Annotated in this window: 21 protein-coding genes; 8 read left to right on the top strand and 13 right to left on the bottom strand. The window is 57.4% G+C overall.

The window, feature by feature from the left end:
• Nucleotides 1-19 precede the first annotated feature (19 nt).
• The 7 genes from C1J05_RS01640 to C1J05_RS01610 form a co-directional block, all read right to left on the bottom strand.
• Entirely contained in the window at nt 20-1,363 is a 1,344-nt protein-coding gene (locus tag C1J05_RS01640; protein ID WP_114868734.1) for a metal-dependent hydrolase family protein, read from the bottom strand.
• Between the two features lie 265 nt (nt 1,364-1,628).
• Nucleotides 1,629-2,627 carry a class A beta-lactamase gene (gene bla / locus C1J05_RS01635; protein WP_114872048.1) on the bottom strand — a complete coding sequence of 333 codons (999 nt, stop codon included), beginning with the start codon at nt 2,625-2,627 and terminating at the stop codon, nt 1,629-1,631.
• A gap of 103 nt (nt 2,628-2,730) precedes the next feature.
• Nucleotides 2,731-3,252 (bottom strand): HdeD family acid-resistance protein, encoded by a 522-nt coding sequence (locus C1J05_RS01630; protein WP_114868733.1) that lies wholly within the window; start codon nt 3,250-3,252, stop codon nt 2,731-2,733.
• A gap of 89 nt (nt 3,253-3,341) precedes the next feature.
• Nucleotides 3,342-4,979, bottom strand: coding sequence for an aminoacylase (locus tag C1J05_RS01625; RefSeq protein ID WP_217621155.1), 1,638 nt, complete (start codon nt 4,977-4,979; stop codon nt 3,342-3,344).
• 154 nt (nt 4,980-5,133) lie between these two features.
• Nucleotides 5,134-5,661 carry a serine hydrolase gene (locus C1J05_RS01620; RefSeq protein ID WP_114868731.1) on the bottom strand — a complete coding sequence of 176 codons (528 nt, stop codon included), beginning with the start codon at nt 5,659-5,661 and terminating at the stop codon, nt 5,134-5,136.
• A 745-nt stretch (nt 5,662-6,406) separates the two neighbouring features.
• Complete coding sequence (locus C1J05_RS21230; protein ID WP_162797880.1) at nt 6,407-6,727, bottom strand: hypothetical protein; 321 nt, start codon at nt 6,725-6,727, stop codon at nt 6,407-6,409.
• 315 nt (nt 6,728-7,042) lie between these two features.
• Entirely contained in the window at nt 7,043-8,167 is a 1,125-nt protein-coding gene (locus C1J05_RS01610) for an IS30 family transposase (RefSeq protein WP_114868729.1), read from the bottom strand.
• 214 nt (nt 8,168-8,381) lie between these two features.
• Here C1J05_RS01610 and C1J05_RS01605 point away from each other — a divergent pair, with 214 nt between their 5' ends.
• Nucleotides 8,382-9,674: a serine aminopeptidase domain-containing protein gene (locus C1J05_RS01605; protein ID WP_162797879.1), complete on the top strand. Its 1,293-nt coding sequence runs from the start codon at nt 8,382-8,384 to the stop codon at nt 9,672-9,674.
• 230 nt (nt 9,675-9,904) lie between these two features.
• On the opposite strand, the gene C1J05_RS01600 is transcribed toward C1J05_RS01605, so the two are convergent.
• Nucleotides 9,905-10,789: an HAD-IIA family hydrolase gene (locus C1J05_RS01600; RefSeq protein ID WP_114872047.1), complete on the bottom strand. Its 885-nt coding sequence runs from the start codon at nt 10,787-10,789 to the stop codon at nt 9,905-9,907.
• Nucleotides 10,790-11,014: 225 nt separating this feature from the next.
• On the opposite strand from C1J05_RS01600, the gene C1J05_RS01595 reads away from it, so the two are divergent.
• The 6 genes from C1J05_RS01595 to C1J05_RS01570 are packed head-to-tail and all read left to right on the top strand — an operon-like array spanning nt 11,015 to nt 16,654.
• Nucleotides 11,015-11,794: a DeoR/GlpR family DNA-binding transcription regulator gene (locus C1J05_RS01595; protein ID WP_114868727.1), complete on the top strand. Its 780-nt coding sequence runs from the start codon at nt 11,015-11,017 to the stop codon at nt 11,792-11,794.
• Entirely contained in the window at nt 11,791-12,813 is a 1,023-nt protein-coding gene (locus C1J05_RS01590) for an ABC transporter ATP-binding protein (protein ID WP_114868726.1), read from the top strand. The genes C1J05_RS01595 and C1J05_RS01590 overlap by 4 nt, the downstream gene beginning before the upstream one ends.
• 37 nt (nt 12,814-12,850) lie before the next feature.
• Nucleotides 12,851-14,104: an ABC transporter substrate-binding protein gene (locus C1J05_RS01585; RefSeq protein WP_114868725.1), complete on the top strand. Its 1,254-nt coding sequence runs from the start codon at nt 12,851-12,853 to the stop codon at nt 14,102-14,104.
• Between the two features lie 56 nt (nt 14,105-14,160).
• Nucleotides 14,161-15,054 carry a carbohydrate ABC transporter permease gene (locus tag C1J05_RS01580; RefSeq protein ID WP_114868724.1) on the top strand — a complete coding sequence of 298 codons (894 nt, stop codon included), beginning with the start codon at nt 14,161-14,163 and terminating at the stop codon, nt 15,052-15,054.
• On the top strand, nt 15,051-15,860 hold the full coding sequence (locus tag C1J05_RS01575) for a carbohydrate ABC transporter permease (protein WP_114868723.1): 810 nt from the start codon (nt 15,051-15,053) through the stop codon (nt 15,858-15,860). Before C1J05_RS01580 ends, C1J05_RS01575 begins: the two co-directional genes overlap by 4 nt.
• Nucleotides 15,857-16,654 (top strand): phosphodiesterase, encoded by a 798-nt coding sequence (locus C1J05_RS01570; protein WP_114868722.1) that lies wholly within the window; start codon nt 15,857-15,859, stop codon nt 16,652-16,654. Before C1J05_RS01575 ends, C1J05_RS01570 begins: the two co-directional genes overlap by 4 nt.
• 511 nt (nt 16,655-17,165) lie before the next feature.
• Here the strand turns inward: C1J05_RS01570 and C1J05_RS01565 are convergent.
• The 5 genes from C1J05_RS01565 to C1J05_RS01545 form a co-directional block, all read right to left on the bottom strand.
• Entirely contained in the window at nt 17,166-18,296 is a 1,131-nt protein-coding gene (locus C1J05_RS01565) for an aromatic ring-hydroxylating oxygenase subunit alpha (protein WP_114868721.1), read from the bottom strand.
• 61 nt (nt 18,297-18,357) lie between these two features.
• Nucleotides 18,358-19,854: an aromatic amino acid lyase gene (locus C1J05_RS01560; RefSeq protein WP_114868720.1), complete on the bottom strand. Its 1,497-nt coding sequence runs from the start codon at nt 19,852-19,854 to the stop codon at nt 18,358-18,360.
• A complete protein-coding gene (locus tag C1J05_RS01555) occupies nt 19,851-21,368 on the bottom strand; it encodes a trimethylamine methyltransferase family protein (protein ID WP_114868719.1) in 1,518 nt (505 codons plus the stop codon). The genes C1J05_RS01560 and C1J05_RS01555 overlap by 4 nt, the downstream gene beginning before the upstream one ends.
• A 114-nt stretch (nt 21,369-21,482) precedes the next feature.
• A complete protein-coding gene (locus tag C1J05_RS01550; protein ID WP_114868718.1) occupies nt 21,483-23,888 on the bottom strand; it encodes an FAD-dependent oxidoreductase in 2,406 nt (801 codons plus the stop codon).
• A 108-nt stretch (nt 23,889-23,996) separates the two neighbouring features.
• Nucleotides 23,997-24,890, bottom strand: coding sequence for a GntR family transcriptional regulator (locus C1J05_RS01545; RefSeq protein ID WP_254684772.1), 894 nt, complete (start codon nt 24,888-24,890; stop codon nt 23,997-23,999).
• A 20-nt stretch (nt 24,891-24,910) separates the two neighbouring features.
• Between C1J05_RS01545 and C1J05_RS01540 the strand changes: the two genes are divergently transcribed.
• Nucleotides 24,911-26,554 carry an ABC transporter substrate-binding protein gene (locus C1J05_RS01540; protein WP_114868716.1) on the top strand — a complete coding sequence of 548 codons (1,644 nt, stop codon included), beginning with the start codon at nt 24,911-24,913 and terminating at the stop codon, nt 26,552-26,554.
• Nucleotides 26,555-26,663 lie beyond the last annotated feature (109 nt).

The following is a 26,663-nucleotide window of genomic DNA, read 5'->3' as shown; positions in this document are numbered from 1 at the left end:
AAACGCCTGCTGCAAGAGGTCACTCGATGGTGTTCTTGTAGATCACGCCGTCCTTCATGATGATGACGAAGTTCTTGTCCGGGTCGGCGATCAGGTCGATGTTCTCGAGCGGATTGCCGTCGACCAGAAGCAGGTCGGCATAGGCACCTTCCCGAACCACACCGTTGTCACCGGGATAGGGATCACGCGGCCCGGAACGCTTCAAGATCTCGTAGTTCTGGCTGGTCGCAATCTTCAGCACTTCCCAGGGCTCGAAATAGCGGGTGAGCTTTGCCAACTGCGCGCCCTGACGCGCGGCGAGCGCCTGTGAACCCTGAGTGTCAGTACCGAACCCGAAGAGCAGGTCGTATTTCTTCGCTAACGCGAAGGCTGTATCCGTTCCAGAGATCAGCAATTGGTACTTTTGTGCCGCAAATGAGCCGGGTTCGAGCGGGATCGCATCCTCGTCGTTATAGAAGGGCTGCATGCAGACCGACGTATCCGTCTCCTTCATCAGTTTGGCGGTTTCCTCGTCAATCATCTGGCCATGCTCGACATTCCGGACACCGCCGCGGATCGCGTTCTGGATCGCCTTCCCGGTGTAGGAGTGAACCGTCACGTAGGTGCCCCAGTTCTGTGCCACTTCGACCGCCGCCGCAATTTCCTCGACGGTGTATTGCGAGACGTCCAGCGGATCCGAAGGCGAGGCGACCCCGCCGCCGCCCATCAGCTTGATGAAGGCCGCGCCCCGCATCAGGTTCTCGCGCACGCGCTGCAGGACTTGCGCCTTGCCGTCTGCGATGGCGACCGACCCCATCCTTTCCTGCGGGGTAAGATCCCTTGAATAGCTCTGAGGGATGTCAATCGTTTGACGGAAATCTGCATGGCCCGACGTTTGGGAGATCATCGACCCCGCAGCGTACATCCGGGGACCAACGTACATACCCTCGTCGATCACCGACTTTAGATCGAAGACATTGCCGCCCATGTCCCTGATCGTGGTGAAACCCCGCATAAGCGTTTTTTCCGCCCCATCGGCCGCCACAAGGTTCAGCTTTCCCTCACCAAGCGCGAACGCGTTGCCATTAAAATTGGCCGCCATGCTGTGCCAATGGCAATCTATCAGGCCCGGCATCAGCGTCCGCCCGCCGCCGTCGATGACCGTGCCACCCGCGACGGCCAACGGTTCTGTTGACACGGCGGTGATCAAATTGTCCGTCACTACGACATTGGCGTTTTCGATCAGGGCTTCGTTAACGCCGTCAAAGACATTGACATTGGTGAACAGGATCGGCCCAGAGGCGTCTTGAGCAGCGGCAGGCAGGCCGAAGCTCACGGCGACGGCAAGCGCCGCTGTCAAGTTCCTTGGGTTCAGTTTTCGCATTTGGTTTCTCCTATTTTGGATGCAGAGGATAAATCCTGAAAATCTGTTCTTCTCAGTGGAGAAAGTTCCAAAAGCTGCCTTTATGAAGCGAGCCATTTGGTGTCTTTCCTTGGCTATTCGGTGGAATCATCCATTGCATGCTACAATAACTTGGGGAATCTGGGCGCCATAACGAGGGACATATCCTACGCAGGTCAAGCCCATGTGAGTTCGGCCTGAGCGCAGGGGCACCGGCAGAGCCTGCGCCCCCGCCAGATTTATCCGCTTATTGCTTCAACACCGGTGCCAGGTACAAATAGTCGAACACCATGCGGGAGATCTCTGCAATTGCCCGTTCCCTGTCCGACGTGGATGTCTCGCTGCTGTTCGTGTACACGGCGATGGCAAACCGCCGACCGTCGGGGAGCGTGACATAGCCGACGTCATTGGCAATTCCGCCTACGGTTCCGGTCTTGTGCGCGACGGGCGTTCCCATCGGCATCAGCCCCTTGATACGGCCAGGGCCGCTGCGCGTGCGCGACATGACCCCCAGCAGGAACTCGCGGCTTTCCGGGCTCATCGCCGTGCCACCGTCGATGGCAAGCAGCAGTTGCAGCATCGCAAGGGGCGTTGTGTGGTCGCGGGGATCCGCCTCGAAGTCCGGATTAGGATCAGCCTGCTCCGTCCACAGTGCCGGATTGTTGCTAACGGCCTCAGCGACAGTTTCCGGCGTGGCCGGCCCCGGCAAGCCGTAGAAATCCCGGAGAATCTCAGCGGTTAGCCGGTCAACCCTGAAATCGGTGATCCCGAGCCTGCGCAGGTTCTCGGTCACCGCCTCTGGCCCGCCTGCCAGCCCCATGTTGACGTCGGTCGCGGTGTTGTCGCTTTCCGTGATCATTACCTCGATCAGGTTCGCCACCGAGAGCTGGATCCCGCCATGGGGAAATGTTTCGGCCAGCGCGACGACGCCGGTGACGAACATCTCGTTCGGCACTTCGACGAGTTGATCGAGGCTGAGTTCCCCCCTGTCCACGCGGTCCAGTACGGCCGTGGCGATCGCCACCTTGTAGGTGCTGGCCATGGCGAAGGTCTCATCACCATTGAACGAGATGACCTCGTCGCCGCCGATTTCCTGCGCCGCAAATCCTATGCGCCCGGCAAGCCCCGACACGATCTGTTCGATCGCGGCACCAACGGACTGTCCTTGCGTTGTCTGGCCGTAAGCCGGGCCAAAAGTCGCCGCCGCGGAAACCGCGAGGGCTGCGATAACTGAACGATATTTCATTTTTGGTTTCTCCTTTTCAGATCGAGTTTCGGGAATGCCACGATCTGTTACCGCCATTTGCCGGAAAGGCTGGCGTGATATCGGGCATCCAATCCTGATTTCGTCATTGACGGGTTTCCTTGAAGAACATCCCCATCATCGTCAGGCTCGCGCCTGAACAAAGCATCTGGATTCCGAGCAGCGTCCCGAGCAGAACCAGCGTTGCACCCGGCGAGGACAAAAGAATTATTGCCAAGACGACAGACACTGACCCCGCCAACAAAAGAGGCCAGAAGAACCGTGTGCCTTTGACGCGGAAGGCGAACAAGATCTGGACGATGCCGCTTGCCATCAGGAGGATCAGCACGAACGTGGAAAGCGAAATCATGCCGGCAAGCGGGTTGGCCAAAAATGACCAGCCCAGAAATAGTGTCAGAGCGCCAAGGCACCAGGTCAGTATCTTGTTGCCCAGGCCTTCAGTCCAGAACCCAAGGGCAATTTGCAAAGCGCCCCCAAGCAAGAGAAACATGCCCGTAACCGTAACAATAGCCGCGGACGCGATCACGGCATTGAACAGCACAAATACGCCAAGAGCCATTGTCAGCACCCCAAGCCAAAAATATTTCGTCGAAATTTTCATCGCCATAGCCAGTTCTTCCTTCGTTAAGTGTTTATCGGGGAGGCGGAGATCACGCACCGCATGATCCCGCCTCCCCTTGCCTCAGCGCGTTACGCTCAGTTTTCGACTTTCTGGGGAAAGGCCCCCGTGAAGTCAGATGGCAAAGGCATACCGGTCGAGAATTCGGCACTCCACGCCTCTGCCGAGATCGGCTCGAAGCGTGGCTTGTCTTCGGGGTCAAACCGGATCGGCTGACCCGCGAAGACAGGAAGCAGCTCGTCGTCACGCACAGTGACCTGACCGTTGACGATCACGGCTTTCATGCCCGTCGACGGGATACTGCCCTTTTCATAGGTTGAATTGTCCGTGAAGAGTTCGGGGTCAAAGACCACGATATCGGCAACCATGCCCGTCTGGATGCGGCCGCGTTCCTGCATGGATTTCAGGCCGGTATCGCCCAGATGCTTGGCAGCGTTATAGCTGAGGATCGACATCAGCTGCATCATCGGGATGTTGTTTTCCCGACCGAGCCGGATCGTCGCGCCTCGGGCACCAGCCGTGCGCGGATGCGTGCCACCCAACTCTTCCAGAGGGTAATCCCACGGGGCGTCATACGGCGTGCCAGCAGTTGCATCGCTGGCCATGGTCACGCCTTTCAGCGTCAGCCACTTCGCCTGGTTTTCTTCGGGCTGCTTGAAGATGACGATTAGCCTGGACGGTTCGGATGCAACGGTTTCCTTGTAGGTCTCCAGAGTATAGAACTCACCCGTGACCGGATCGAGCATGGTATCTTCATAGCGTCTGCCAAATTCGTCGATCCAGACCTCAGGCTCCAGGAACTCGGCATTGATCGTGGTGGAACCCGCAGCGTAGGGATAGATTTCACCCCAGATATTGTGGCCCTGTTCCTGAAGCTTGGTGATCATCTCATGGGCAAGCTGCCAGCCGTCGTTGTTGTAGTGCAGCACGATCGCCGGGGCGCCAAGCGTCAGGGCGTTGGCGACAAGTTCTTGCGCGCCGTTATTCTCGGCCGTGTCGGTGCCGAGCGTATAGCGTGTATGTGCACCGGTCGGGCGGTCATAGCGCGCCGCGACTTTCTGCACCTCGAACATCTCGCGTGAAGAAACGCCTGATCTCATGTAGCCCACGGTGCTGCCGATGCCGGGGGCGCCAGCCTGCAGGCCCTTGTCAAGCTCTTCGAGAATCGCGTTGCCCTGTTCCAGGGTCGGACGCGTCGCGCTCCAGCCCGTATTCTTCCGGGTTTCCAAAGCGGAAAGGGGGCCGTCTCTCATGTAATCGCCGTCTGCCCCGTCGATCACCATCGCGCGGGCAGATTCGTGGCTGACCGCGCAGCCATAGTTGGCCCCGGTCACGCCGGCACGCGCTTCGTACCATTCCGCCATATAGGATCCCGCACAGCCCATCTCGAAATCAATGCTGCTGGTCAACCCGTCGCGTAACCCGAGGGAATAGCCGACCGGCATTTGAAAATGGAAATGCGTGTCGATGAAGCCCGGTGCCACGATGTGCCCGGTGGCATCCATCGTTTCGGCACCCGCAAGTGCATCCTGGCTGATGGCGGCTATGCGACCGTCCTTGATGCCGACATTGGCAATGTCGTCGAACAGCGTTTCGGGGTCCATGACGCGGCCATTGTTGATCACAAGATCATAGTCCTGCGCGAAGGCAGGTACGGCCCACATGACACTCATCAATAGGGTCCCGGCGACTAGATGTCTTTGCTTCTTCATCATTTTCTCCAAGCTTTTTTGGTAATGTTTCCCAAGTGGGTCTTAGTAGTGAGGATTGCCTATGGAGCCACCTGTCACCCTTTTGGGCAATATTTTTGGACCGGTGGCGGCCCGAATCGATGGTCCGGGCGCGACAGGCGCCCGGACTCCTCGTGCTTCAACCACCAGCCAGCATTTTCGCCGCGTTGCGCAGATATCCCGGCGAATGATCGATCCCCGAGATTTCATCCTGGTTGGGCGCCAAGCCGAAATACATGCCACAGAAATCGCGGGCGGGATCGACATAGATACCCTGTCCCATGTTCCCATGCTTGAACATGGCGCCGTCGTTGAAGACGTGGTCCCACTGGGCCGAGTTGTAGTCAGGGACTTCGCCGAACCAGTCGGTTCCGTATTGCTCTTCGGTCGAGCCCTTGTAGGCCTCGGGATTGCCCATGGTCTGGATGCTTTTCAGCAGCCTGTCGGAGACGATCTTCTCATCCGACACGACATTCCAACTGGGCGTGTAAATCATCGTGAAGCGCAACAGGTCCTCGGGCGTCGTGTTGTGCAAACCGGCGGCCAGAGGGGTTCCGTCCTGCGCGAGCCCGCAAATGAATGGATTCTTCGCCCCGATCTTCGACCAGACCCGCTCGTTCCAAAGGTCCTGCCACCGCATTCCGGTGACATATTGCGTCGCCAGCACCAGCGTCTGTGGTAAGGTTTCATCCGAACTATGCAGATCTCTACCGAAAGAAAGTCGGCGAACTCGCGGGCCTTCTCTCTGATGAGGCAACGCGTGACGATGCCATGACAGCCATCCGCAGCCTGGTTGACCGCATCGAAGTGCGCGCTGGCACCAAGCGGGGTGAGACCGAAGTGACGCTGGTTGGAACTTTGGCGGGGATCTTGGCGCTTGGTACAAAAACGAACGCCGCCCCGGAGGGCGGCGGTACGTTCTTGTTGGTTGCGGGAGGGCGATCTGGACAAGATCGTACCAAGAATGAGTTAGCAATATGTGTATGATCGCTAATCAGCAAATCACTCATTGCACTGCGAACCCTTCCCCTTATGACTTCGGCAATCTCGGGACATCCAGATAACCAATTTCCGGGGCGTCCATTCGCGGCGCAAAGCACCAATGGCCGCAATGCGAAAAACCGGCCGTTCCTTGCGCTGGCGGCTAATGTCTCAGTTGCGGGACTTTGCTGCCGTTCGCCATGTCCAGCCCAACAGCTGCTAACAGCCGGGAAGCCGACCCCCCCGCTGCTGTCTCGATCCTGCCATGGCGGAACTAAGTCGTTCAGGCCGTGAACTGGCAAGTAGCGGATAAGCCCAACATGAAACTCTACGACCGATAGGTGTTAGTTAGAAACCTCCCACCCGTTTCTTTTTTCACGGTTAAATTTGCAGACGTCTCCTTCGTTCTTCCGCGATGCGCCATCCAGGAACTAAACATAGACTTCAAAGACACATGTCCCCTTGCCATCATCAATGTTAAACTTCTGTTCTGCTCCAGGCTTTAGGTTCAGCCCCAAAGGAAGCCAGTCGACCATGCCCTCAGCGTTCCTTGACACGAGTTCGAAGGTTGGTTGTCTGCTCCCGGGTGTTGTTCCGGGCCTTCCTGCATAGAAAGAGATTATCGGCACTGAGCCTTTGTTGACCACAGTTAAAACACGTTGCTGACCGTCGTTGCTTGAAGGCGTTGAACAAGATGCCAACAGACAGAAGACGAGCGGCACAATCGAAGATTTTGCCAGAATATTAATCATTTATGGAAACTCCCTAGAGCCCGCACAGTCGCAGGCGCAACCCAAGATGGCAAGTAAAAGGCGCTAGCGGTTGGGATCTGGTCAGCGAGCAGTCTCAGTGGACTTGATTGTTGTTCGGGTCACACGCTCACCAGGCAATGACCAGCCTCTCGCCGCACTTGTCTCAAATGTACGCTTTAAAAAAAGATCAGCCAGACTCTGAAAAGCCTGCAATCTGCGCTTGGCCGCCGTTTGAACCAGCCGCAGAATCTTGTACTTTGGCTCTGAACTGCCGTTCGCTATGTCGTCCATTAATGACTGCAACGCGGTGCGGTTTCAACTGGTCGCTGCAACACATGTGTCAAACTTCTCAGCAGGCGTTTGGTATTGCAAGGTCTTTCGAGGTCTCTCGTTAAGCTGGCGAGCGACGGCGCTGAGTTTCGCTTGGCTAAAGCCCGATATGTCGGTGCCTTTCGGGAAGTATTGGCGAAGTAATCGATTGGTATTTTCATTACTTCCTCGTTGCCAAGGTGACTGGGGGTCACAAAAATAGACGTCAATATTTGTCGCCATCGTGAACTTTGCATGCCCGGCCATCTCTGATCCACGGTCCCATGTCAGCGATTTGTACAGCTCCTTGGGAAGCTTGCGCGCTTGTTTGATTAGAGCCGCGGTGACGCTTTGAGTGTCTTTAGTTTCGACCTTCGCCAACATCACAAATCGGGAGTGACGCTCGACCAGCGTGGCAATGTAGCTGTTGTTTGAACCAACGATTAAATCGCCCTCCCAGTGACCTGGCACGGCTCGATCTTCGACCTCAGGAGGGCGGTTACTAATCGGAACAGCATCCTTGATCTTGCGCAGCTTCAGCCCTTTCTGGGTCGCATGCCGTGACCGCCTGATGGCACGCGGACTGCGCAAACATTCCTGCAATTCCTTCTTCAAAACCCCACGGGTTTGCACATAAAGGCTGCGATAGATCGTTTCGTGTGACACGCGGCGTTGCTCTTCATTCGGGTGCTTGCGCTTCAACCAACCCGCAATCTGCTGGGGTGACCATTTCCGGCGTAGCTTGCGCGCAATCAACTGACATAATGGATCGTTGAACGACAACTTACATGATTTGGGTCGCATTGCGCAGTTCCACGCACGTTCATCTGAGCGTGCCGCGCGACTGATCGTTGAAGGCGACCGGTTCAGTCCCTTGGCGATGGAACGCAGCGACTTCTGCGCGACCAACCCGCGAGATATCTCTTCACGGTCCACCAAGCTTAAAGCAAATCGAGATCGCTTACGGGCAGGTGGCCGGATCCCACCAAACTGCGCCAAATGTGGAAAGATCGAAGACGACGCACGATTGAAGTGCCGCCCAATCGAGCTCATAGACTCTCCGCGTTGCCATCGGTCCCACATCTCAGACTTCTGTCTGTCCGTATAAAACGTCCGCGTACGATACTTCATCTCTAACACTCCATCTTTCCAAAAAGATTAAAGTGTTGCGATCACCCGTTGAAACCGCCGGACCATGCGGTCATTCGATTACCCTTTGGTAGAGTATGGAATCCCGGACTTCTCTCAATACGGCACGTATTGTACACCTAAGCTCAGAACGAGCTAGCAAGAGTTGGAACTAAAGATGGGGCAGTCAACAATGTCGTCACCAAGGAAGGACAAGTTGAGTGCATTGCCATTCGTGTCCGCAGTTCGACTGGCGTTGCTTGGTCTGATATCTAGCTTTATCATTACCCCTGCTTTCGCACTTGATGAGGCCGCCGTTCTTGAAAGAATGGTAGATATCTATTCCCAAAATCTGGAGTGCGGCGAAAACCCTGAAGTACCTGCATGGCAGCGCAACGCGATAACCAACAGTAATGACGGGTATCGCGCCAGATATAGCCGCTTTGGATGCACAATTGGTGAGCGTGGTTCCATCGTCGTGTTCCCCGGCCGTGGCGAAGGTTCGTTCGAGTACTACGAGACAGCCATTGATTTCATCGACCGTGGATTTGGGCCGGTATATGTGATCGACCATCGGGGACAGGGTCTGTCCCCAAGATTGTTGGCCGACCATCACAAAGGCCACGTCGCAAATTTTGAGGACTACGTTGACGACGCGTTGGTATTTGTCGACACGGTAAAGATTGATCTGGCCGAATTGGGCGCAGGTCCTAACCCCGTCATGTATCTGACCAGCAATTCGATGGGCGGCGCCGTCGGCATCGGGCTGCTCCAACGCTTGGGGCCAGACAATCCGTTTCGCGCTGCCGCCCTTTTAGGGCCCATGATAAACGTCAACTACCACAGTTTTTCTGGTACACCGGCCAATTGGTTTTACCTTCGTCTCTATTCTGAATCAGGTGCTCTGATGCAGGCCCGGTGGCGGTGTGGGATTGCATCCTATTGGAATGACCAGCGTTGCGAGGAGTATGCCGCAAAGAGTGCGGCAAATGGATATGTGCCCGACACCAGACGTTTCGTTGAAAACACCCAAGCCATCATGACGCATAGCAAGGCGCGCTATGAACTGCGGACCCACATGATGGATCGTTTTGATTGGAGCCAAATCGCTGAGGACGAATATACCAGGGATGAGAACTGGTCCGGCCCACAGCTTGGTGGGGCAACCAACGGCTGGGTTCTTGCGGCGGCACGCTTCAATCGCCAGATGCGCAAACCGGGAAGTCTGGAGAAAATGGCGCATATTCCAATCATGCTTCTGACGGGTTCCGAAGACTTAAGGGCCTATAATCCTTATGCAGAATGGCGCGACCGCAAGCCCGATCTCAGCCGACACACGGAGTTTTGCGACGATCTCAATTCGATTAGCTTGGCTTCAATAGGCGCGAACAGCTGCCAGTTCGTTTCTTTGGTCGGGGGTTATCACGAACTCTACAAAGAGCGCGACTTTGAGCGCAACAAGGCCTTGGATACCGTCGACTGGTTCTTCCGTTTCCATGCTGAAATGTAGGCCCATACCAACTCTGAATATGTCTTTGTATCAAAATAGCAGAGTACCCGCTTATTTAACCGGCAGCTTTTGTTGGCATTGTAGACATCGGTGTGGGCTGCAGCATTCGATAGTTGGGCTCAAGGCAGTCATTCGCCGCCGTCTGCACCAATGACTGCACCGCAGGGACGAAGCAGTCGTTGAAACTGTTCAAGGTAATGTCGACTTTTGGGCCGAAATTCAGAGCCCTTCTAAATTCTGGCGAGGTGCCAACAAGGCGCCAACCTCGACTTCGCACAAAACTCATCTGTGTCGTAGCCTGCAAAAAGCCCATCTTGCGTGACAAGTACGGCCCGCCATCCTCGTGCGATCGCCCCGAGTATATCGGTGTGAAGCGTGTCACCGCACATGATGACACGGTCTGCGGGAACGCCAGGCAACGACCTTTCGACCAATTGATACACTTCAGGAAAGGGTTTCCCAAAAAAACGCACCTGCGTCAGACCACGGTCCACAAGTAGGTGGCCGAAATGCCCCGGCTCAAGCGAAAACCCATCATCGCGTGGAGCCACCAGATCAGCGTTTGCAATGAGCACCGGTCGGTCGCGTTTCAACAATGTCGTTTCGAGAAGTGCCTGCCGGGCATTTGTCCAGCCGCTCGAAGACAGAAACAAGAACCCGCTGACCTGATCATAAATGTCCGGATCATCCCCAAGGCGCAGAACCTCATAAGGGATGTCGGTCATGTTGTCTTCGGGTGCGGCGATAACACCCCATGTGCCCGGGGTCAGGCAATTGAGCGTCGCGTCACGGCTGGTGATTATTTCATCAGCCAAGACCGATATGCCCAGTTTCTGAAACTTGGCGACAGCGCCCTGCCGATCATAGCTTGCCGCGTTGGTCAAAATGCGTATCTGACACTCCAGCGCCCGCAATTGCTCTAACCGTCGGTCGGCCCCTTCGATCAGGGTTTCGCCCACGTTCAAAACACCAAAGGCATCAAACACAAATGCCGATGCCTGATCGGCGATATCCATAAGAGACGATATCTCTTTAGTCTGACTGCGCGTTGGGGCCGAGGGAAAGCGTGGGCGCACTTCCTCGTACCTGTCAAAAATCGCTGGTGCTGTTTGCATTTTCAGCGCCGCCCTCACGTTGAACGACACCCGGCGGCACCGCAATTGATACTGTAACCAGAGCGCGCAAAATGGAAAGTCGAAAACGCTTAAAACAACAAAACAGTGTCAATCTCAGGTATGTACAGTGAGGTCTGAGGTTAGAATGACTGTTTGTCACAAAGTTTTGTTGTTTTGTTGCTATTTCCCTTCTAGCCTTGAAGACGATTCTATCGGGGAGGGTCGATGTCTGAAAAAGTTCGAAAGCGCCACGACAGCATTCTGGGACTGGTACAGGAACGCGGCGTGATGAGCGTTGGCGCGCTGGCGGAAACGCTGGGCGTTTCTATGCAAACCATCCGCCGCGATATTGATCTGCTTTGTGAAGGCGACGCATTACGCCGTCGCCATGGCCGGATCGAACTGGATGCACAGCACCTCAACACACCTTTCGATCAACGGACGGCCACAAACCCAATGGGCAAACAGGCCATCGGAGAAGCCGCTGCCGAATTAATCCCGGATGGGGCGACGATCTTTATTTCCATCGGCTCAACCCCGCTGAGTGTCGCGCGGGCATTGCGTCGCCGTACGAAACTGACGGTGATCACAAATAACCTCAGTGCCGCCATGGCGCTCAGCGATGAAACATCCAATCGGATCATTCTGCCGGGGGGTGAGCTGCGTCTGCCTGACCGTGATATTCTGGGCGATGAGGTGGGCGAATTCTTCGGCCGTTACCGCGCCGAGTTTGGCATTTTCGGTGTCGCGGGCGTCGAAGAGGATGGCAGCCTTCTCGAATTCCACACCGCAGAGGTCTCGGCTCGTCAACGCATCAGGGAGAACTCTCAGGTTTCCGTGCTCGTGCTGGATCAGTCCAAGTTTGGTCGCCTTGCCCCTGCCGCCGGGGAGAACATTCGTGACATGGATCACATCATTCTGGACCGGGAGCCTAGCGCAGCCTTTAGCTCTCTCATCAAAGACATCGGCGACCGGGTGATCCTGTCAGAAAGAGAAATCGCATGACGGGCGCGCCCTTTGTCAGTCTCAAGGATGTTGCGAAGCGTTGGAACGGGCAGCTTGGGGTCGAGGATATTTCACTCGACATCGAAGAGGGGTCGTTCGTGGCGCTGCTGGGTCCTTCGGGCTGTGGCAAGTCCACATCGCTGCGCCTGCTCGCAGGGCTGGAGATCCCGGACGAAGGCCAGATCCTGATTGATGGTCGTGACGTGACCACCTCGGCCGCGTCGGATCGCAACCTGTCGATGGTGTTTCAGTCCTACGCCTTGTTCCCGCATTTGTCGGTGGCGGAAAACGTCATCTTCGGCCTCAAGGTTCGCCGCGTTCCCAAGACTGAGCGTGCCGAGAAGATGAAGCGCGCGTTGGAAATCACCGGGCTGACCGGTCTGGAAAATCGCAAACCAGGTGAGCTGTCAGGCGGACAACGCCAGCGGGTTGCATTGGCCCGCGCGATTGTGGCCGGTCAAAAGCTGTGCTTGATGGATGAACCTCTGTCCAATCTGGACGCCAAGCTGCGCAATTCCGTGCGCAAAGATATCAAAAAACTGCAACGTGATCTTGGTATTACTGTCGTATACGTCACCCATGATCAGACCGAGGCCATGAGCATGGCAGATAAGGTCGTTCTGATGAAAGATGGACGTATTCAACAGGTTGGATCGCCTGATGATCTCTATAACCGACCGGCCAACACCTTTGTGGCCGAGTTTGTGGGCGCGCCGCCGATGGCGTTGATCCAGTCTTCGGTGCTTGCCGGATTTGACAAAGACCTGACGCTGGGCGTGCGCGCCGAACATGTGGCGATTGTGGAGACCGGCAAAGGGCTGCTCAGTTGCACGGTCAGCGAGGCCGAGTTCCTGGGGTCTGAAACGCTCATTGGGCTGAGCCACGAGGGCACAACGGGCCTGAGCGTCCTACAGCCCGGCCTGTCGTTGATCGATGAAGGCGTCACCGTCGACATCGCGTTCGACATCGCGAAACTGCACAAATTCAATCAAGAAGGCGATCGCATAGCAGAGATGTAAATCGCCCAACGACACCACACCATAAGGGAGACTTAAAATGAAACATCTAAGAACTCTGGGCCTTTCCACGGCCTTGGTTGCGGGGATGGCCTTGCCTGCCGCCGCTGAAACAGAACTGACCATGTACTACCCCATCGCTGTGGGCGGCGCCTTGACCGAAGTAGTTGACGGTATCGTAGCCGATTTCGAAGCGGAAAACCCTGATATCAAGGTCAATGCGATCTATTCGGGTAACTACGATGACACCCGCGTGCGGGCCTTGTCGGCGCTGAATTCCGGTGAACCTGCACAACTGGCTGTCATGTTCTCAATCGATGCCTATGACCTGATCGAGCAGGACCTGATCCTGCCGTTTGACGATCTGACCGACGATGCTGCATGGCTGGACAGCTTTTACCCCGCCCTGATGGCCAACGGTAAAATTGAAGGCAAAACATGGGGCATTCCGTTCCAGCGCTCGACCATCGTGGCTTACTACAACAAGGACATGTTCCGCGAGGCGGGGCTGGACCCAGAAAGCCCACCCAGCACATGGGATGAGATGATCGAGATGGGCAAGGCCCTGACCAAGGATGACACTTATGGTCTGATGATCCCGTCGACGGGCTATCCCTATTGGATGTTCCAGGCGCTGGCCATTCAGAACGGCAAGGAGGTGATGTCCGATGATGGCCTGACCACTGCGTTTGATGATCAGGCGGTTGTGGACACGCTGGAGTTCTGGAAATCCCTGTCGGCCGAACACGGCATCATGCCCACCGGCACGGTTGAATGGGGCACCCTGCGTCAGGCCTTCCTGGAAGGGCAAACCGCGATGATGTGGCACTCGACCGGCAACCTGACGGCCGTGAAGAACAACGCCAGCTTTGATTTCGGCGTGGCCGAACTGCCTGCCAATGTGCGCAAGGGCTCGCCCACAGGGGGCGGCAATTTCTATGTGTTCAAGGACACCACACCAGAAGAGCAGGCTGCGGCATTGAAGCTGATCCAGTTCATGACAGCGCCCGAGCAAGCGGCAGAATGGTCTATTGCAACAGGCTACATGGGTGTATCGCCCGCCGCCTATGAGACCGATGCGCTGAAAGCCTATACGCAGGAATTTCCCCCGGCGTTGGTCGCACGCAACCAGCTGGAAAATGCTGTGGCTGAGTTTTCGACCTTTGAGACAGCCCGTGTGCGCGATGGTCTGAACAACGCCATCCAATCGGCGCTGACCGGCGCGAAAGAGCCTGCCGAGGCCTTGGGTGAAGCACAGGCTGCCGCGGACCGGTTGCTGAAAGCCTACCGCTGAACAAATGACCGGCCCCGCAGATCCTTGCGGGGCCGGATTTCGGTAAGGACCACCCTATGAGCCAACACGTCAACCTAGAGCGCCGCCGCCAGGCCATTTATGGCTGGCTGTTGTTGTCGCCTGCGGCTGTGCTGCTGTCGCTGTTTGCGTTTTACCCGTCGATTGCCACGTTCATTTCCAGCCTGTTTTCCAAAAACACGCGCCGCAAGCCATCCGAATTTATCGGTACCGAGAATTATGCGGACCTGTTTGCCGACCCGACTTTCTGGATCGTGGTCAAAAACAACCTCTTCTATGCGGCCATCACCATCCCTGTGTCGATTGCCATAGCGCTTGCCATGGCGCTTTGGGCCAACTCCAAAATCCCCGCTCGCGGCTTTGTGCGCACGGCCTATTTCACGCCCACTGTTCTGCCGATGATCGCTGCGGCCAACCTGTGGCTGTTCTTTTACACGCCGGGACTGGGCGTGCTGGATCAGATCGGATCACTGTTCGGCCTGCCCTCGGTAAACTGGCTGGGCCAACCGGAAACAGCGCTATGGGCGATCATCATCGTGACCATCTGGAAAGAGGCGGGGTTTTTCATGATCTTCTACCTTGCCGCCTTGCAGACCATCCCCGAGGATCTGAAGGAAGCCGCTGATATCGAAGGCTGCAGCCGCTGGACCTACACGCGCCGGATCGTGCTGCCCCTGTTGATGCCGACGACACTGTTCATTATGGTCAACGCGATGATCAATTCGGTCAAACTGATCGACCATTTGTTTATCCTGACCAAGGGCGGCCCTTCGGATGCGTCCAAGCTGATCCTCTACTACATCTGGGAAATGGCCTTTGCCTTCTTTGATGCACCCCATGCCGCCGCGATGACCATCCTTGTGCTGGCCGTGCTGTGCATCGTGGCCGCGATCCAGTTCTTCTATCTTGATCGCCGGACGCATTACCAATGAACGCGATGCTGAGATATGTGGAGCCCGGCGCGGCAATCCTGTTGGCGGTGATCTGGATATCACCGCTGATGTTCGCCTTCTGGGCGGCGTTTCACTCCACGTCGGACGCGGTGAACTTCAACCTTCTGTCACCCTGGACACTGGATAACTTTCGCACCGCCTGGGACGGGGCGCCATGGCTGCGGTATTTCCTCAACACCTTCATGCTGGTGACGGTGGTGCTGATCGGGCAGTTCATCCTGACCACGCTGGCGGGCTTTGCCTTTGCCAAACTGGAGTTTCCTGGCAAGAACTTTGTCTTCATTCTGGTGCTGATGCAGCTCTTTATCCTGCCCGAAGTGCTGATTGTCGAAAACTACGCGATGGTCTCGCGCCTTGGGATGTTTGACACCATCCTCGGCGTCGGCATGCCTTATATGGCCAGCGCCTTTGGCATCTTCCTGATGCGCCAGTCGTTCAAATCCGTCCCGATTGAGTTGCACGAGGCCGCCCGTATCGAAGGCTGCGGCCTCTTGGGCATCCTCTGGCGCGTCTACGTACCTTTGGCCAAACCCACTTATCTGGCCTATGCGCTGGTCTCGGTTTCGACGCATTGGAACAATTTCTTGTGGCCTCTCATTGTGACAAATTCACCCGATACACGGCCCTTGACCGTAGGTCTGTCGATCTTTGGCGCACCTGAGAACGGCGTGGACATCAGCGTGATCTCAGCCGCGACACTGATGTCGGTGGCTCCGCTGCTTATTGCCTTCCTGCTGTTCCAGCGTCAGTTTGTTCAGGCCTTCCTGCGGGCGGGGATCAAGTGACGACAATTCTACAAATCACAGACACACACATCGTTCGTCCGGAACGGCTTGTATCAGGTCAGCTTGATACCGCCGCCTCACTCCGCAAGCTGGTCTCACGGATAAAACAGATCAAACCCCAACTTGGGTCGATCGATGCCGTGCTGGTCACCGGAGACTTGACCGACGACGGTGCCCCCGAAAGCTATGCCCATTTCAAGTCCCTCATGGCGCCGCTGCAATTGCCGCTGTTTGTGATCCCCGGCAACCACGACAGGCGTGCGCCTATGCGCGCCGCTTTTGCGGAACACAGCTATCTGCCCCGATCCGGCAAACTGAACTGGCAGATCCAGCTGGGCGATATCGACGTGATCGGCCTCGACACCCTGATTGAGAGCCAAGGTGGAGGAGAGATTGACGAAACCACATTGGTATTCCTGGAACAGGCGCTGATAAAGGGCCAATCCCGACCGACTTTATTGGCTCTGCACCACCCGCCATTCGATAGCGGGATCGCCTTCATGGATGCACTTGGCCTTCAGGCCCACAAACCACTGGCGAAACTGTTGCAAGGGTTTAATGCAGACATCCGCATTATATGCGGCCACATCCACAGCACCATGATAGCAACCATCGGCGGCAAAACGGCCCTTTCGTCCCCATCTCCGAGCAGTTGTTTTGCTTATGACACCACACCCGATGCCCCGGTGGGATTCATGGATCAGGAAGATGGTTTTATGCTTCACAACTGGCAAAATGGCTTTCGTTCGATACGAATACCGATCGAGGCAGGCCTAGGTCCCAACCCATTCTGACATCTGCGAGTTCGGTGCTTTGCGCTAAGCCGCGAAAGCCCGCATGGTGAGTGTAAAGACGAGGTCTACACGGTTTTTCCAGCTGAAAAAGTCATTCCCCAAAACGCGCGTGAAGGATTTTTGTGAAATTATGAAGCGGAACATCCGTGAATAGATGCACGTATGCGGCCGTTCGTGCGTGCTGCAGCATCGGTCGCTTTGGGCTCAAGGCGGTCATTCGCTATGTCGTCCATTAATGACTGCAACGCGGGACAAACCGGCCTTGTACACCTGCAGCCATTACTGACGCAGCATTTCCTCGCACATGCGGCATGGCTATCGCGGTTTTGCAGCACATCATACCGAACCGGCAGTTCAAGCGGGCCGATCTCATTTTATCTCGAACTGGTCTTTCCCGGCTGCTTGTCGCAACAAACGAGACGCCGGACAAGGCAGCCTTTTGCCGTCGTAGCTCTCGCTAACGCACAAAAATATATACGGTGCTACCGAGGATTTGCAGAATGAAGCGGGCTCATTCTCCCAGTTGCCGCGCCATAAACTGAAGAAAGTCCCAGATCGTTCCCTCTAAATTGTCGGGTCCCAGAAAACCAGGGCTGGCGTAGCGGGTCTTCTGGGCCTGCTGAAGCACCTCGAGCTTTTCGCGGTCCTCCGCGTTGAATTCCTTGCACAGCTCGACATAGTTCACAACTTCCGGGTCTGCAGGATCTGTCTTGAACCCCAGCACGCCCCATCTGATGGCGACCTTGTCTGGCCCGCGAGGGCGGAGGCAAAGATAGAGCGTATAGTTTGCGGCGACACCAAATACAAAACAGGGAAAAATGTTTCCCATGACGCTGTTGCGCTGTTCGTCTTCGGTCATGTCGACGTGAAACGGCCCGCGGGGCGGAAAATCCGGGTGATAATAGGATCGGTAGGCCGTCCAGGCCTCTTGGCCTGGCACCTTGCGGCAAAGCTGGGTCGGGGTCATTGGCTCCAGCGTTTTGGGGTGGGTTGCAAAGAGGTGATAGCCTTCGATGAAATTCTCGTTCAGGTTTTTCCAGTTGGTCGCCCACTCCGTTTCATCGGTGAACAACAGGTTGCGCTCTTCGTTGTGGTAATTGTGCAGGATTGTATCAAGCGACGTCAGCTGTGGGCCGAGGGGCGCTGCCGATCCATCGAGATTGACAAAAATGAACCCGCTCCAGATTTCGGTCCTGAAACCGTGGAGCCGGCATGAGGCGCGATCGAACCCTTTGACTTTGCTCATCAGAGGGGCGGTTTTTAGCGCGCCATCCAGATCATAACTCCACGCGTGATAGCCACACACGAAGCTGCGCCTGTTGCCTTTGCCAGTGGCCACCATGTTTCCGCGGTGGCGGCAGACATTGGAAAGCGCGTTGATTGTGCCATCTTTGCGCCGCGCGATGATCAGCGGCTCGTCCGCGATATCGGTTGTAAAGTAATCTCCGGGTTCAGGTATCTCGCCCGCATTGCCCACGCAAATCCATTCCTTGTGGAACAGCTCTTGTCTCTCAAAGTCATGGAAAGACTGCGAGGTATAGAATTCAGGCGCCATTGTCTGGCGGACGCCGTCCTTGTGCTGGCGCAGCTGTTTCAACTGGCTGCGCAGTGCATCGATTTCTGGGGATTGAACGGTGGTCATGGCCAGCACCTTGAATCTGTGATCTCAGATTAGTGTGCCGCAATCCACATGCACATGCGAGTCAAATTTGGTAGGGCTGGACAAATTCCGGTGCCGAAACACAATCAATCGGACCGGACATATCGAAGACATTGCGTCCTTCCGTCCCGATGGGCAGGAAGGGGCGCAGTTTCGTGTAGATCGCTCCGGTGGTTTGTCCCATTTCAGAGGTTTCCAGTCCGCGCAGAGCCAGAGCCCAGCTTGCGATGATCATCTCCACGGACACGATCTGCCAGGCGAAGGCGATGACCTGCTCGGTTCGCGCAACCGACAGCGGGCCGAGGCCGGAGACGTCTTCAATGCCATCAGCCAGCGCATGGGCACAGTCCAGCAGCACGGGCGCGGCCAGGCCGCGCAATTCTGCCTGCCGGGCCACACCCAGATAGCTGATGATCAGGTTCTGTACCCCACCATCCGCACGGCAGGGCTGGGCAAGACCAAGCGGCAATCCGGAAAACCCGGCATGCTGAACCTTCAGGGACCGCTCGGTGCTGACGGCCGCCGCCATGGCGATGGCTTGTCGCAAGCCGTCCGTCGCGTATGTCAGCGGCGTGCTGTCCATGTTGATCCCTGTCACCAACGATCCGGTTTCAAGTGACACGACCGGATTGTCGCAGACGCAGTTCAGGTCATCCTGGTAGATCGCCGTTGCCTGTGCCAACGCCAACTTGACCGTGCCACCCACTCGCGTGGCAAACCGGAACGACAGCGGATCCTGCAAAAACCTTGCCTCTCCGTCCTGCCAGAGCCGGGCACCCCGCAGGGCGTGGTTGATCTGACGGCAGGAGGCGAGTTGGTGGGGGTTGCGATAACCCGGCCGCATCTCGGCCCGGTAGTAGCTCAGATTGCCGCGAAACGCTTCCAGTGACAGGGCCGCCGCAAGATCAAAAGCAATGGCCAGCCGTGCCGCCTCGGCCATGACATGGGCCCCATGCGACAAGACAAAAGCATTGCAGTTGATCAGTGAAACGGCTTCCTTCTCGGCCAGATCGTAGGGGCCTTCGATCAGCGGCGCGCCACCGTCAAGGCTGCGCCCGACAAGCGGCAGCGCCAGTTGCGCCAGCGGGCCTAGGTCAGCCATGCCGCTGGATGTGCCGGATCGCACCTCGGGCATGTCCGCGCAGTGAAACAACCGCAGCATCCGGCGCACAAGGTCGGGGCGCAGGCCCAGCCTGCCTGTGGCCGCATTGTTGAGCATCACCGCCAGCGCCCCGCGCACCACCGTGGGCGCGAAAGCTGCGCCAGGCATATCAGTGGCCTCTGCGACAATGATGTGATCGTTGAAGGATGCAAAATCCGCGGCCTGTACGCCGATGTCCTTTTGCGAGCCAACCCCGGTGTTTACGCCGTAATAGGCTGACCCGTCCGCGACAGCGCGCATCACGATCCGGCGGCCCTCTGCCACATTGTCCCATGCCGCGCGTGAAAGGTCGCAGGCGATCTTGCCGGATGAAAGCTGCACCAGTTTTTCCAGCGACAGGGTGTCGCCATCAAACAGAAATGCAGCGGGCGTGGTCATGTTTCGATCTGCTCCTTGCGCTTGGCGACATAGGCTTCCAGCTCTTCCTCGACGGCGGGATCAATGGGCGGCTTTTCGTACTCGCGCAGCAGTTGCTTCCAGATGGTATTGGCGCGCTGGGTGGCTGTCTTCGCGCCGTCCTCTTCCCAGGTTTCGAAGTTGCGCCAGTCAGACAGGATCGGTTTGTAAAAGGCGGTCTCATAGCGCGCCAGCGTGTGGGCGGTGCCAAAGAAATGGCCGCCGGGGCCTGCCTCGGCCATCGCCTCCAGCCCCAGCGCGTCTTCGCCGAGATCCAGCGGTTGCAGATAGGCCGCCTGCATCTGCAGGATCTCGGCGTCAAGGATCAGCTTTTCAAACGAACAGGTCAGACCGCCTTCAAGCCAGCCACCGCCATGCAGCATCACGTTGACATGGGCTTGCACGCAGGCGCTGACCGACATGTCGCTTTCATAGGCCGCCTGCAGGTCAACACAGGCCGAGGCCGTGGTGTTGGAGGACCGCAGCGGCAGACCGTAGCGCCGCGCCAGCTGGCCTGAAACGATCACCGATTTGGCGTATTCCGGGGTGCCGAAAGCCGGGGAGCCGGTGCGCATGTCGACGTTCGAGGTAAAGTGACCGTAGAAAATCGGTGATCCGCGCGCCGCCGCCTGACCCAGCACAATCCCTGCCAGCGCTTCGGCGTTCTGCTGGACCAGTGAGCCGCCGATGGTGACCGGGCTCATGGCACCCGCCAGCGTGAAGGGCGTCACATGTATGGGCTGTCCCGCGCGCGCGAATTCGATCAAACCTTCGGCCTGACTATCGTCCAGAAACAGCGGTGAATTGGTATTGATCCCGCCGATAATACCGGGCCGTGCACGCAGGCCGTCGTCGTCGGTTTGCAAGGCGATTTTGGCCATCTCGATACAGTCGCGCGCGCGCGCAGCCGAGTTCAGCCAGCACGGATGCCAGCCCTTGTCCGACAGCGTTGTCTGCGCCAGCATCATGTCCAGATGTCGAGACTCAGGCGGCAGTTCCAGCGGCTCGCAACCACTGCCGCCATCGTGGTGAAAGATATTGAGGGCGGCGGAGATTTTCACGAAATCCCGCATGTCCTCGACCGTTCCGGCCCGCCGTCCGCGGTCGATGTCCGAGACAAATGAAGGCCCGGACACAGTCGCAAATGTCAGTCGGTTACCCCCCACTTTCAGGGTCTTTGCCGGGTCGCGGGCGTGGATGGTGAATTCCGACGGAATGTCGGTCAGCATTTCCTCGACCAGTGCCGGATCAAACCGGACCAACTCGCGGTCATGGTCCACATCAGCGCCCGCTGCTGCGTAGAGGTCCAGTGCAACGGCGCTGTTGACCCTGAGGCCGATGTCGGCGAGCACCTTTAGACTGGCGTGGTGGATCGTCTCGATCTGGTCTTCCGACACGAAGTCGACAGGCCGTAGGGGGCTGCGGACTTCGGCGAAGGGGGGCTGTTCAAATCGGGTGCTTTGCGGGCGTCGAGGCTTGCGGTTCGTGCGAGACATGGGGTTTCTCCGGAGATTTTGGGGGCATGGGGCAGATGCGGTCCGCAACCCCCGCCCAGGTTTCGGCCCGCACAATTGGCGCAACTTTTGTCCGCATCGTGTCTGTTCCTTTGATCATGCCCGCATCCTGCGCCCCTCAGGATCGTAGAGCGGTTGGACGTGCAACGTCGCGGGGCGCAACTGTCCCAAAAGTTCTATCGCATAATTTCCGTTCTCGCGGTAGGCATCCGGCTGGACATAGCCAAGCGCGATATGGGCCTCAACCGCAGGTCCCCACCCGCCGGAGGAGACATAGCCGACCGGTTCGCCATCCAGAAAGATCGCTTCGTCGCCCCAGACCGCATCTGTTCCGGCCTCGACCGTAAAGGTCGCCGGGCGTTCGCGTGCGGGGCCGTATGCGGCAACCGCAGCGGCTCCGTTGAATGTGGCATCACCGCGCATATGCCGCATCATATCGCATTCATGGGCGAAATAGTCAGGCGACAGCTCAAGCCCCCATGCGGGGAAACTCTTTTCCAGCCGTGTCTGCATCAGCGATCGCGTGCCAACAAGGCCCAGTCCCAGATCCGCACCTTCACCGCGCAGCAGATCGAACAGCGCCAGCTGCCGGTCGCGCGGTACATACATCTCATAACCACATTCGCCCGTGAAAGAAACGCGCAAGACCGTGACATCCGGTATCCCGCCAATGGTCATTTGGGCCGCTGACATAAAGCTGAAATGGTCCGTGTCCATCTCTTGCGCGGCCAACCGGATGATAAGACGTTGCGCGTTCGGCCCGCAGATATGCAAGCCAGCCTGATTCGCAGACAGGTTGCGCAGGGCGACGCCCTCCATTGGCAGAAACCTTGAGAAATGCCGCATGAACGCCAGTTGCATGTAATCCGCGCCCAGCACCATGAAGCGGTTCTGTTCCAAACGGGCGAGCGAGAAATCCCCGATCACGCGCCCCTTGTCCGACAGCATCGGTGACAGCGCCATGCGTCCAAGGCCGGGAATGCGTCCGGCCATGACCTGTTCCAGCCAGGCCACCGCGCCTGGGCCTGTCACCTCGAACTTCGCCATGGCCGAGAATTCCATCAGCCCCAACTCATTGCGAATGCGCTTGCCTTCGTCTGCAACCGGGCCCCACCAGTTTGGCTGGCGATAGGTAAGACTGTCGGAAACCCCGGGCGTGGCCGCAAACCAATTCGGGTGTTCGGTGCCAAAGGAGGCTCCGAATACCCCGCCCGCGCCGACCAGACGGTCATGTATGGCGGGTTTGTTGATCGAGCGGCCAACATCGAATTCCTGATAGGGAAAGGTTTTCTCGGAGCGGTTTTCGTAGAAATAGCGGGTGCGGGCCTCGGTATAGCCTCGGTCTGCCCAGTCGCCGAACCGCGCGATATCCCAGTGAAAAACGTCGATCTCCGGCTCGCCCTGTATGATCCATTCGGCCAGCGCGCGGCCGATACCAGCACCCTGATTGAAGCCCGCCATCACCCCATTGGCGCAAAAATAGTTCTCCAGATTGGGATGCGGGCCGATCAGGGGCGCAAGGTCAGGCGAAAAGATCATTGGTCCGTTGATCACCCGTTTGACACCGGCGTCCGCCAGACAAGGCATGATCTCAATCGACTTCTCAAGGTTCCAGTCCATCCGCGACAGATCATCAGGCAAAAGTTCATGGCCAAAATCAGCAGGCGTGCCCTCCTTGGCCCAATGGACACAGGTGCTTTCGTAAGCCCCCAGAAGCAGGCCCATGCCTTCCTGGCGGGCATAGCAACCGGTTTCATTGTCGTTGATCTGCGGCAGCTCAAAACCAAGCTGCTCAATCTCTGGGATCGTCTCAGTTACCATGTAATGATGTTCGACCGGCATCAACGGCAGTTCGATCCCCGCAAGACGGGCAACTTCGCGGCCCCAGAGTCCGGCAGCATTGACGATGAATTCGGCGTGAATCGTCCCTTGCGCGGTATCGACATCCCAAGAGCCATCTGCGCGTGGCGTTGTTGCCGTCACGGGCGTATGGCGGTGGATCGTAGCCCCTAATGCGCGCGCGGCGGCCGCAAAGGCTTGCGTGGCCGAGGCCGGGTCCACATGCCCGCCTTCCTCTTCCCAAAGCGCGCCGACCATATGAGAGGTGTCCAGTACCGGCGCTTTCTCGCGGACTTCGTCCATCGTGATGAAGTGGCTTTCGATGCCCAGTCTGCGGCACGCACTTTGCAGGATTGCGTTGGAGTCTATTTCGTCTTGCGTGCGACAGATGTTGAGCCCGCCGGTATAGTGGAACCCGCAAGACTGGCCGGTTTCCTGCTCCAGTTCGCGGTACATCTGAAACGTGTAGCGGTGCATTTCAGCAGAGGTATTCGGGCGCAGCACCGTGAACAGCCCGCCAGCGGCATGCCAGCTGGAACCGGATGTCAGCTCCTGACGCTCAAGCAGTACAACGTCGCGCCACCCGTTCCGGGCAAGGTGATACAACACCGAACAGCCCACGATCCCGCCGCCGATAACTACAACTCTGGCTGTCGATTGCATATGGTCCCCGGGGTTTGCAAAAGGCGCGCGGGGATCATCCCGCACAGCAGGTGACCCAACGCTTGACTATAATCTGTGATCTCAGAATCGAGAACTGGCAAGCATTTTCTATGCGGCGCTGACCGGAACCCTTTTGTCTGGCCAGTCGACCGACCGAAACAAACCCATGCCCCAGGCCGCGTCCTGCTCCATCAAGCGGCCTGCCTCGGCACTGTCGCCGGATCGCAGAGCCTGAACCAGTTTGCGATGGTCATTTTCCCAATCTGCCTGGTCGACGATCTTGCCGATGGCAAGGCCCAACAAAGGCCCGGTGCGCACAAAGATCATATCGACCGTATCGGCCAGAAAGCTGTTTCCTGACTGGGCGTGAACCGCGCGGTGAAACCGGGCATTGAGCCGTAGGAATGCGCCAACGTCCCCGTTGTGCCAAGCCTCTTCTGCCGCGTCGCACATCAGGTCGAGTTGCGACAGGGCCGCGGGAGAGATCAGTTTCGCCGCCGCTGCCGCGCCTGCAGCTTCAAGAATGGCGCGGACCTCAAACAGATCTGCTGCTTTTTTTGGATTTAGTTTGGGCACCCGGTAGGCCCGCTTTGCTTCGACTTCCAGCGCACCTTCCGCACTTAACCGCTTGAGCGCTTCACGGACCGGCATCACACTTATCCCATTCTGGGCAGCAACCGTTCGTGTAGAAATCTTGCTCTCGGGCACAAAATCGCCCGAAATCAACGCCTCGCGCAGGTGCTGATAAACCTGTTCGCTGAGGCTTTCACTGGCGGATTTTTGGATTTTTTCGACCATCCGGTTATTGATACGCGACATTTCCGGTCGGCTCAAGGCACTGGACTTTTCTGGTTTGCGGGAGAGGGCAGAAGGAAATTCAATTTGACTTTGTACCGGAACCCGCCATTCTGAGATCACAGATTTAGGTGGACGATGTGGCGCGGCAGTGCCCTTCGCCCGCAGAAAAACGAGAAAAAGAGGCCGCCCATTCCTGCGTGGCACCAACAAATGGGGGAAAGACAATGAAAGATTACATGCTCACGCGGCGCACGCTGCATCCGCTGACAAAGAGCTTTGTCAAAGAATTCAAGGGCGGGCGCATGAAGCGCCGGGAGTTTCTGGCTTCCATGATGTCCGTCGGGGTAACTGCTGCCGGTGCCTTTGCGCTTGGCGGTCTGGCCGCACCGGCCAAGGCCGACACCAGCGGTGCAAAAACCGGTGGCACATTGCGCATTGCCTGCCCGGTTCGCAGCGCGGGGAAGAAAGATGCGCGTCTGTTCGACTGGGACGCCTATGTCTCAAGCCAAAGCTGCGAATACCTTGTGCGCTGGACATCGGATGGCACCTTTGTCCCCACCTTGCTGGAAAGCTGGGAGGTCAACGATGATGCAACCGTTTACACATTGAATCTGCGCAAAGGCGTTAAATGGTCGAACGGTGATGATTTCACCTCCGAAGACGTGGTTTTCAACATCACACGCTGGTGCGAGGCGGATGTCGAGGGCAACTCCATGGCTGCACGTTTCAGCTCACTTGTAGATGCCGAGACGAGGAACGCGATTGAGGGCAGCATTGTGGCCCTGGATGACCACACTGTGCAGCTGAACCTTCCTGCGTCAGATATCACGCTCATTGCCGCGATGACGGATTATCCGTCTCTGATCGTGCACCGCAGCTTTGATCCCGATGGCGATATGGTGGCACAGTATAACATTGGTACCGGTGCCTATGAGATCGAAAGCTGGGAAATTGGCACAAAGGCCCGCGTTGTGCGGCGCCCCGGTTACTGGGGCGGCGATGCTTTCCTTGATGCGGTCGAATTCATTGACTACGGCGAGGACATCGCGTCGACGACCGCTGCCTTTGAATCGAACGAGGTTGACGCCAACCTGACAACACAGGCCGGCGCCGTGGAGCTGTTGGATGGCATCGGTCTGGTCCGCAGTGATGTGGCCACCGCAGCCACGGTCGTGTGTCGCTTCAATAACGCCACCCCCCCTTATGATGATCCGCGGGTGCGCCGAGCCCTGCAGCTTGCCGTTGATAACAGCATCGTCATGGAACTGGGTGTGAATGGCCTGGGTAAAGTCGCCGAAAACCATCATGTCGGCCCAATGCACGAGGAGTATTTTGCGCTGCCCGCCTTCAAGCGGGACGTTGAACAATCCAAAGCGCTTCTGGCCGAGGCAGGCATGACCGATCACGAGTTTGATCTGATTTCGATTGATGAAGGCTGGCGCAAGGACACGACCGACGCCATCGCTGACCAGTTGCGCAGCGCAGGGATCAATGTGAAACGCACGGTGCTGCCCGGCTCTACGTTCTGGAATGACTGGACCAAATACCCGGCATCGACGACAGATTGGGCCGCGCGCCCGCTTGGCGTGCAGGTGCTGGCGCTGGCCTATCGGTCTGGTGAGGCGTGGAATGAATCTGCCTATAGCGATCCGGAATTTGACTCAGCATTGGCGGCAGCCATGGCTGTGGCCGATCCGGCCAAGCGCGCCGCGTTGATGGAAAAGGTTGAACGGATCCTGCAGGAGTCCGGGACGCTCGTCCAACCCTACTGGCGGCTTGAGACCCGGCATTTCACGGACAAGGTCAAAAACCTCACGGCGCATCAGGCGCAGGAGTTTCACCTCAATCAGGTCTGGATGGACAGCTGACCCTCTGATCGTGTCTTACCCCGGGGTGCGTGATGCATCCCGGAGATACCCGTAGGTGACCCATAAGGCCCGCGGCCTGCCGACGGACATGCTGAATTGAAATCGCGTC

It is taken from the genome of Sulfitobacter sp. JL08, assembly GCF_003352045.1.
GTDB lineage: Bacteria > Pseudomonadota > Alphaproteobacteria > Rhodobacterales > Rhodobacteraceae > JL08.
This window is presented reverse-complemented; position numbering and strand designations above follow the sequence as displayed.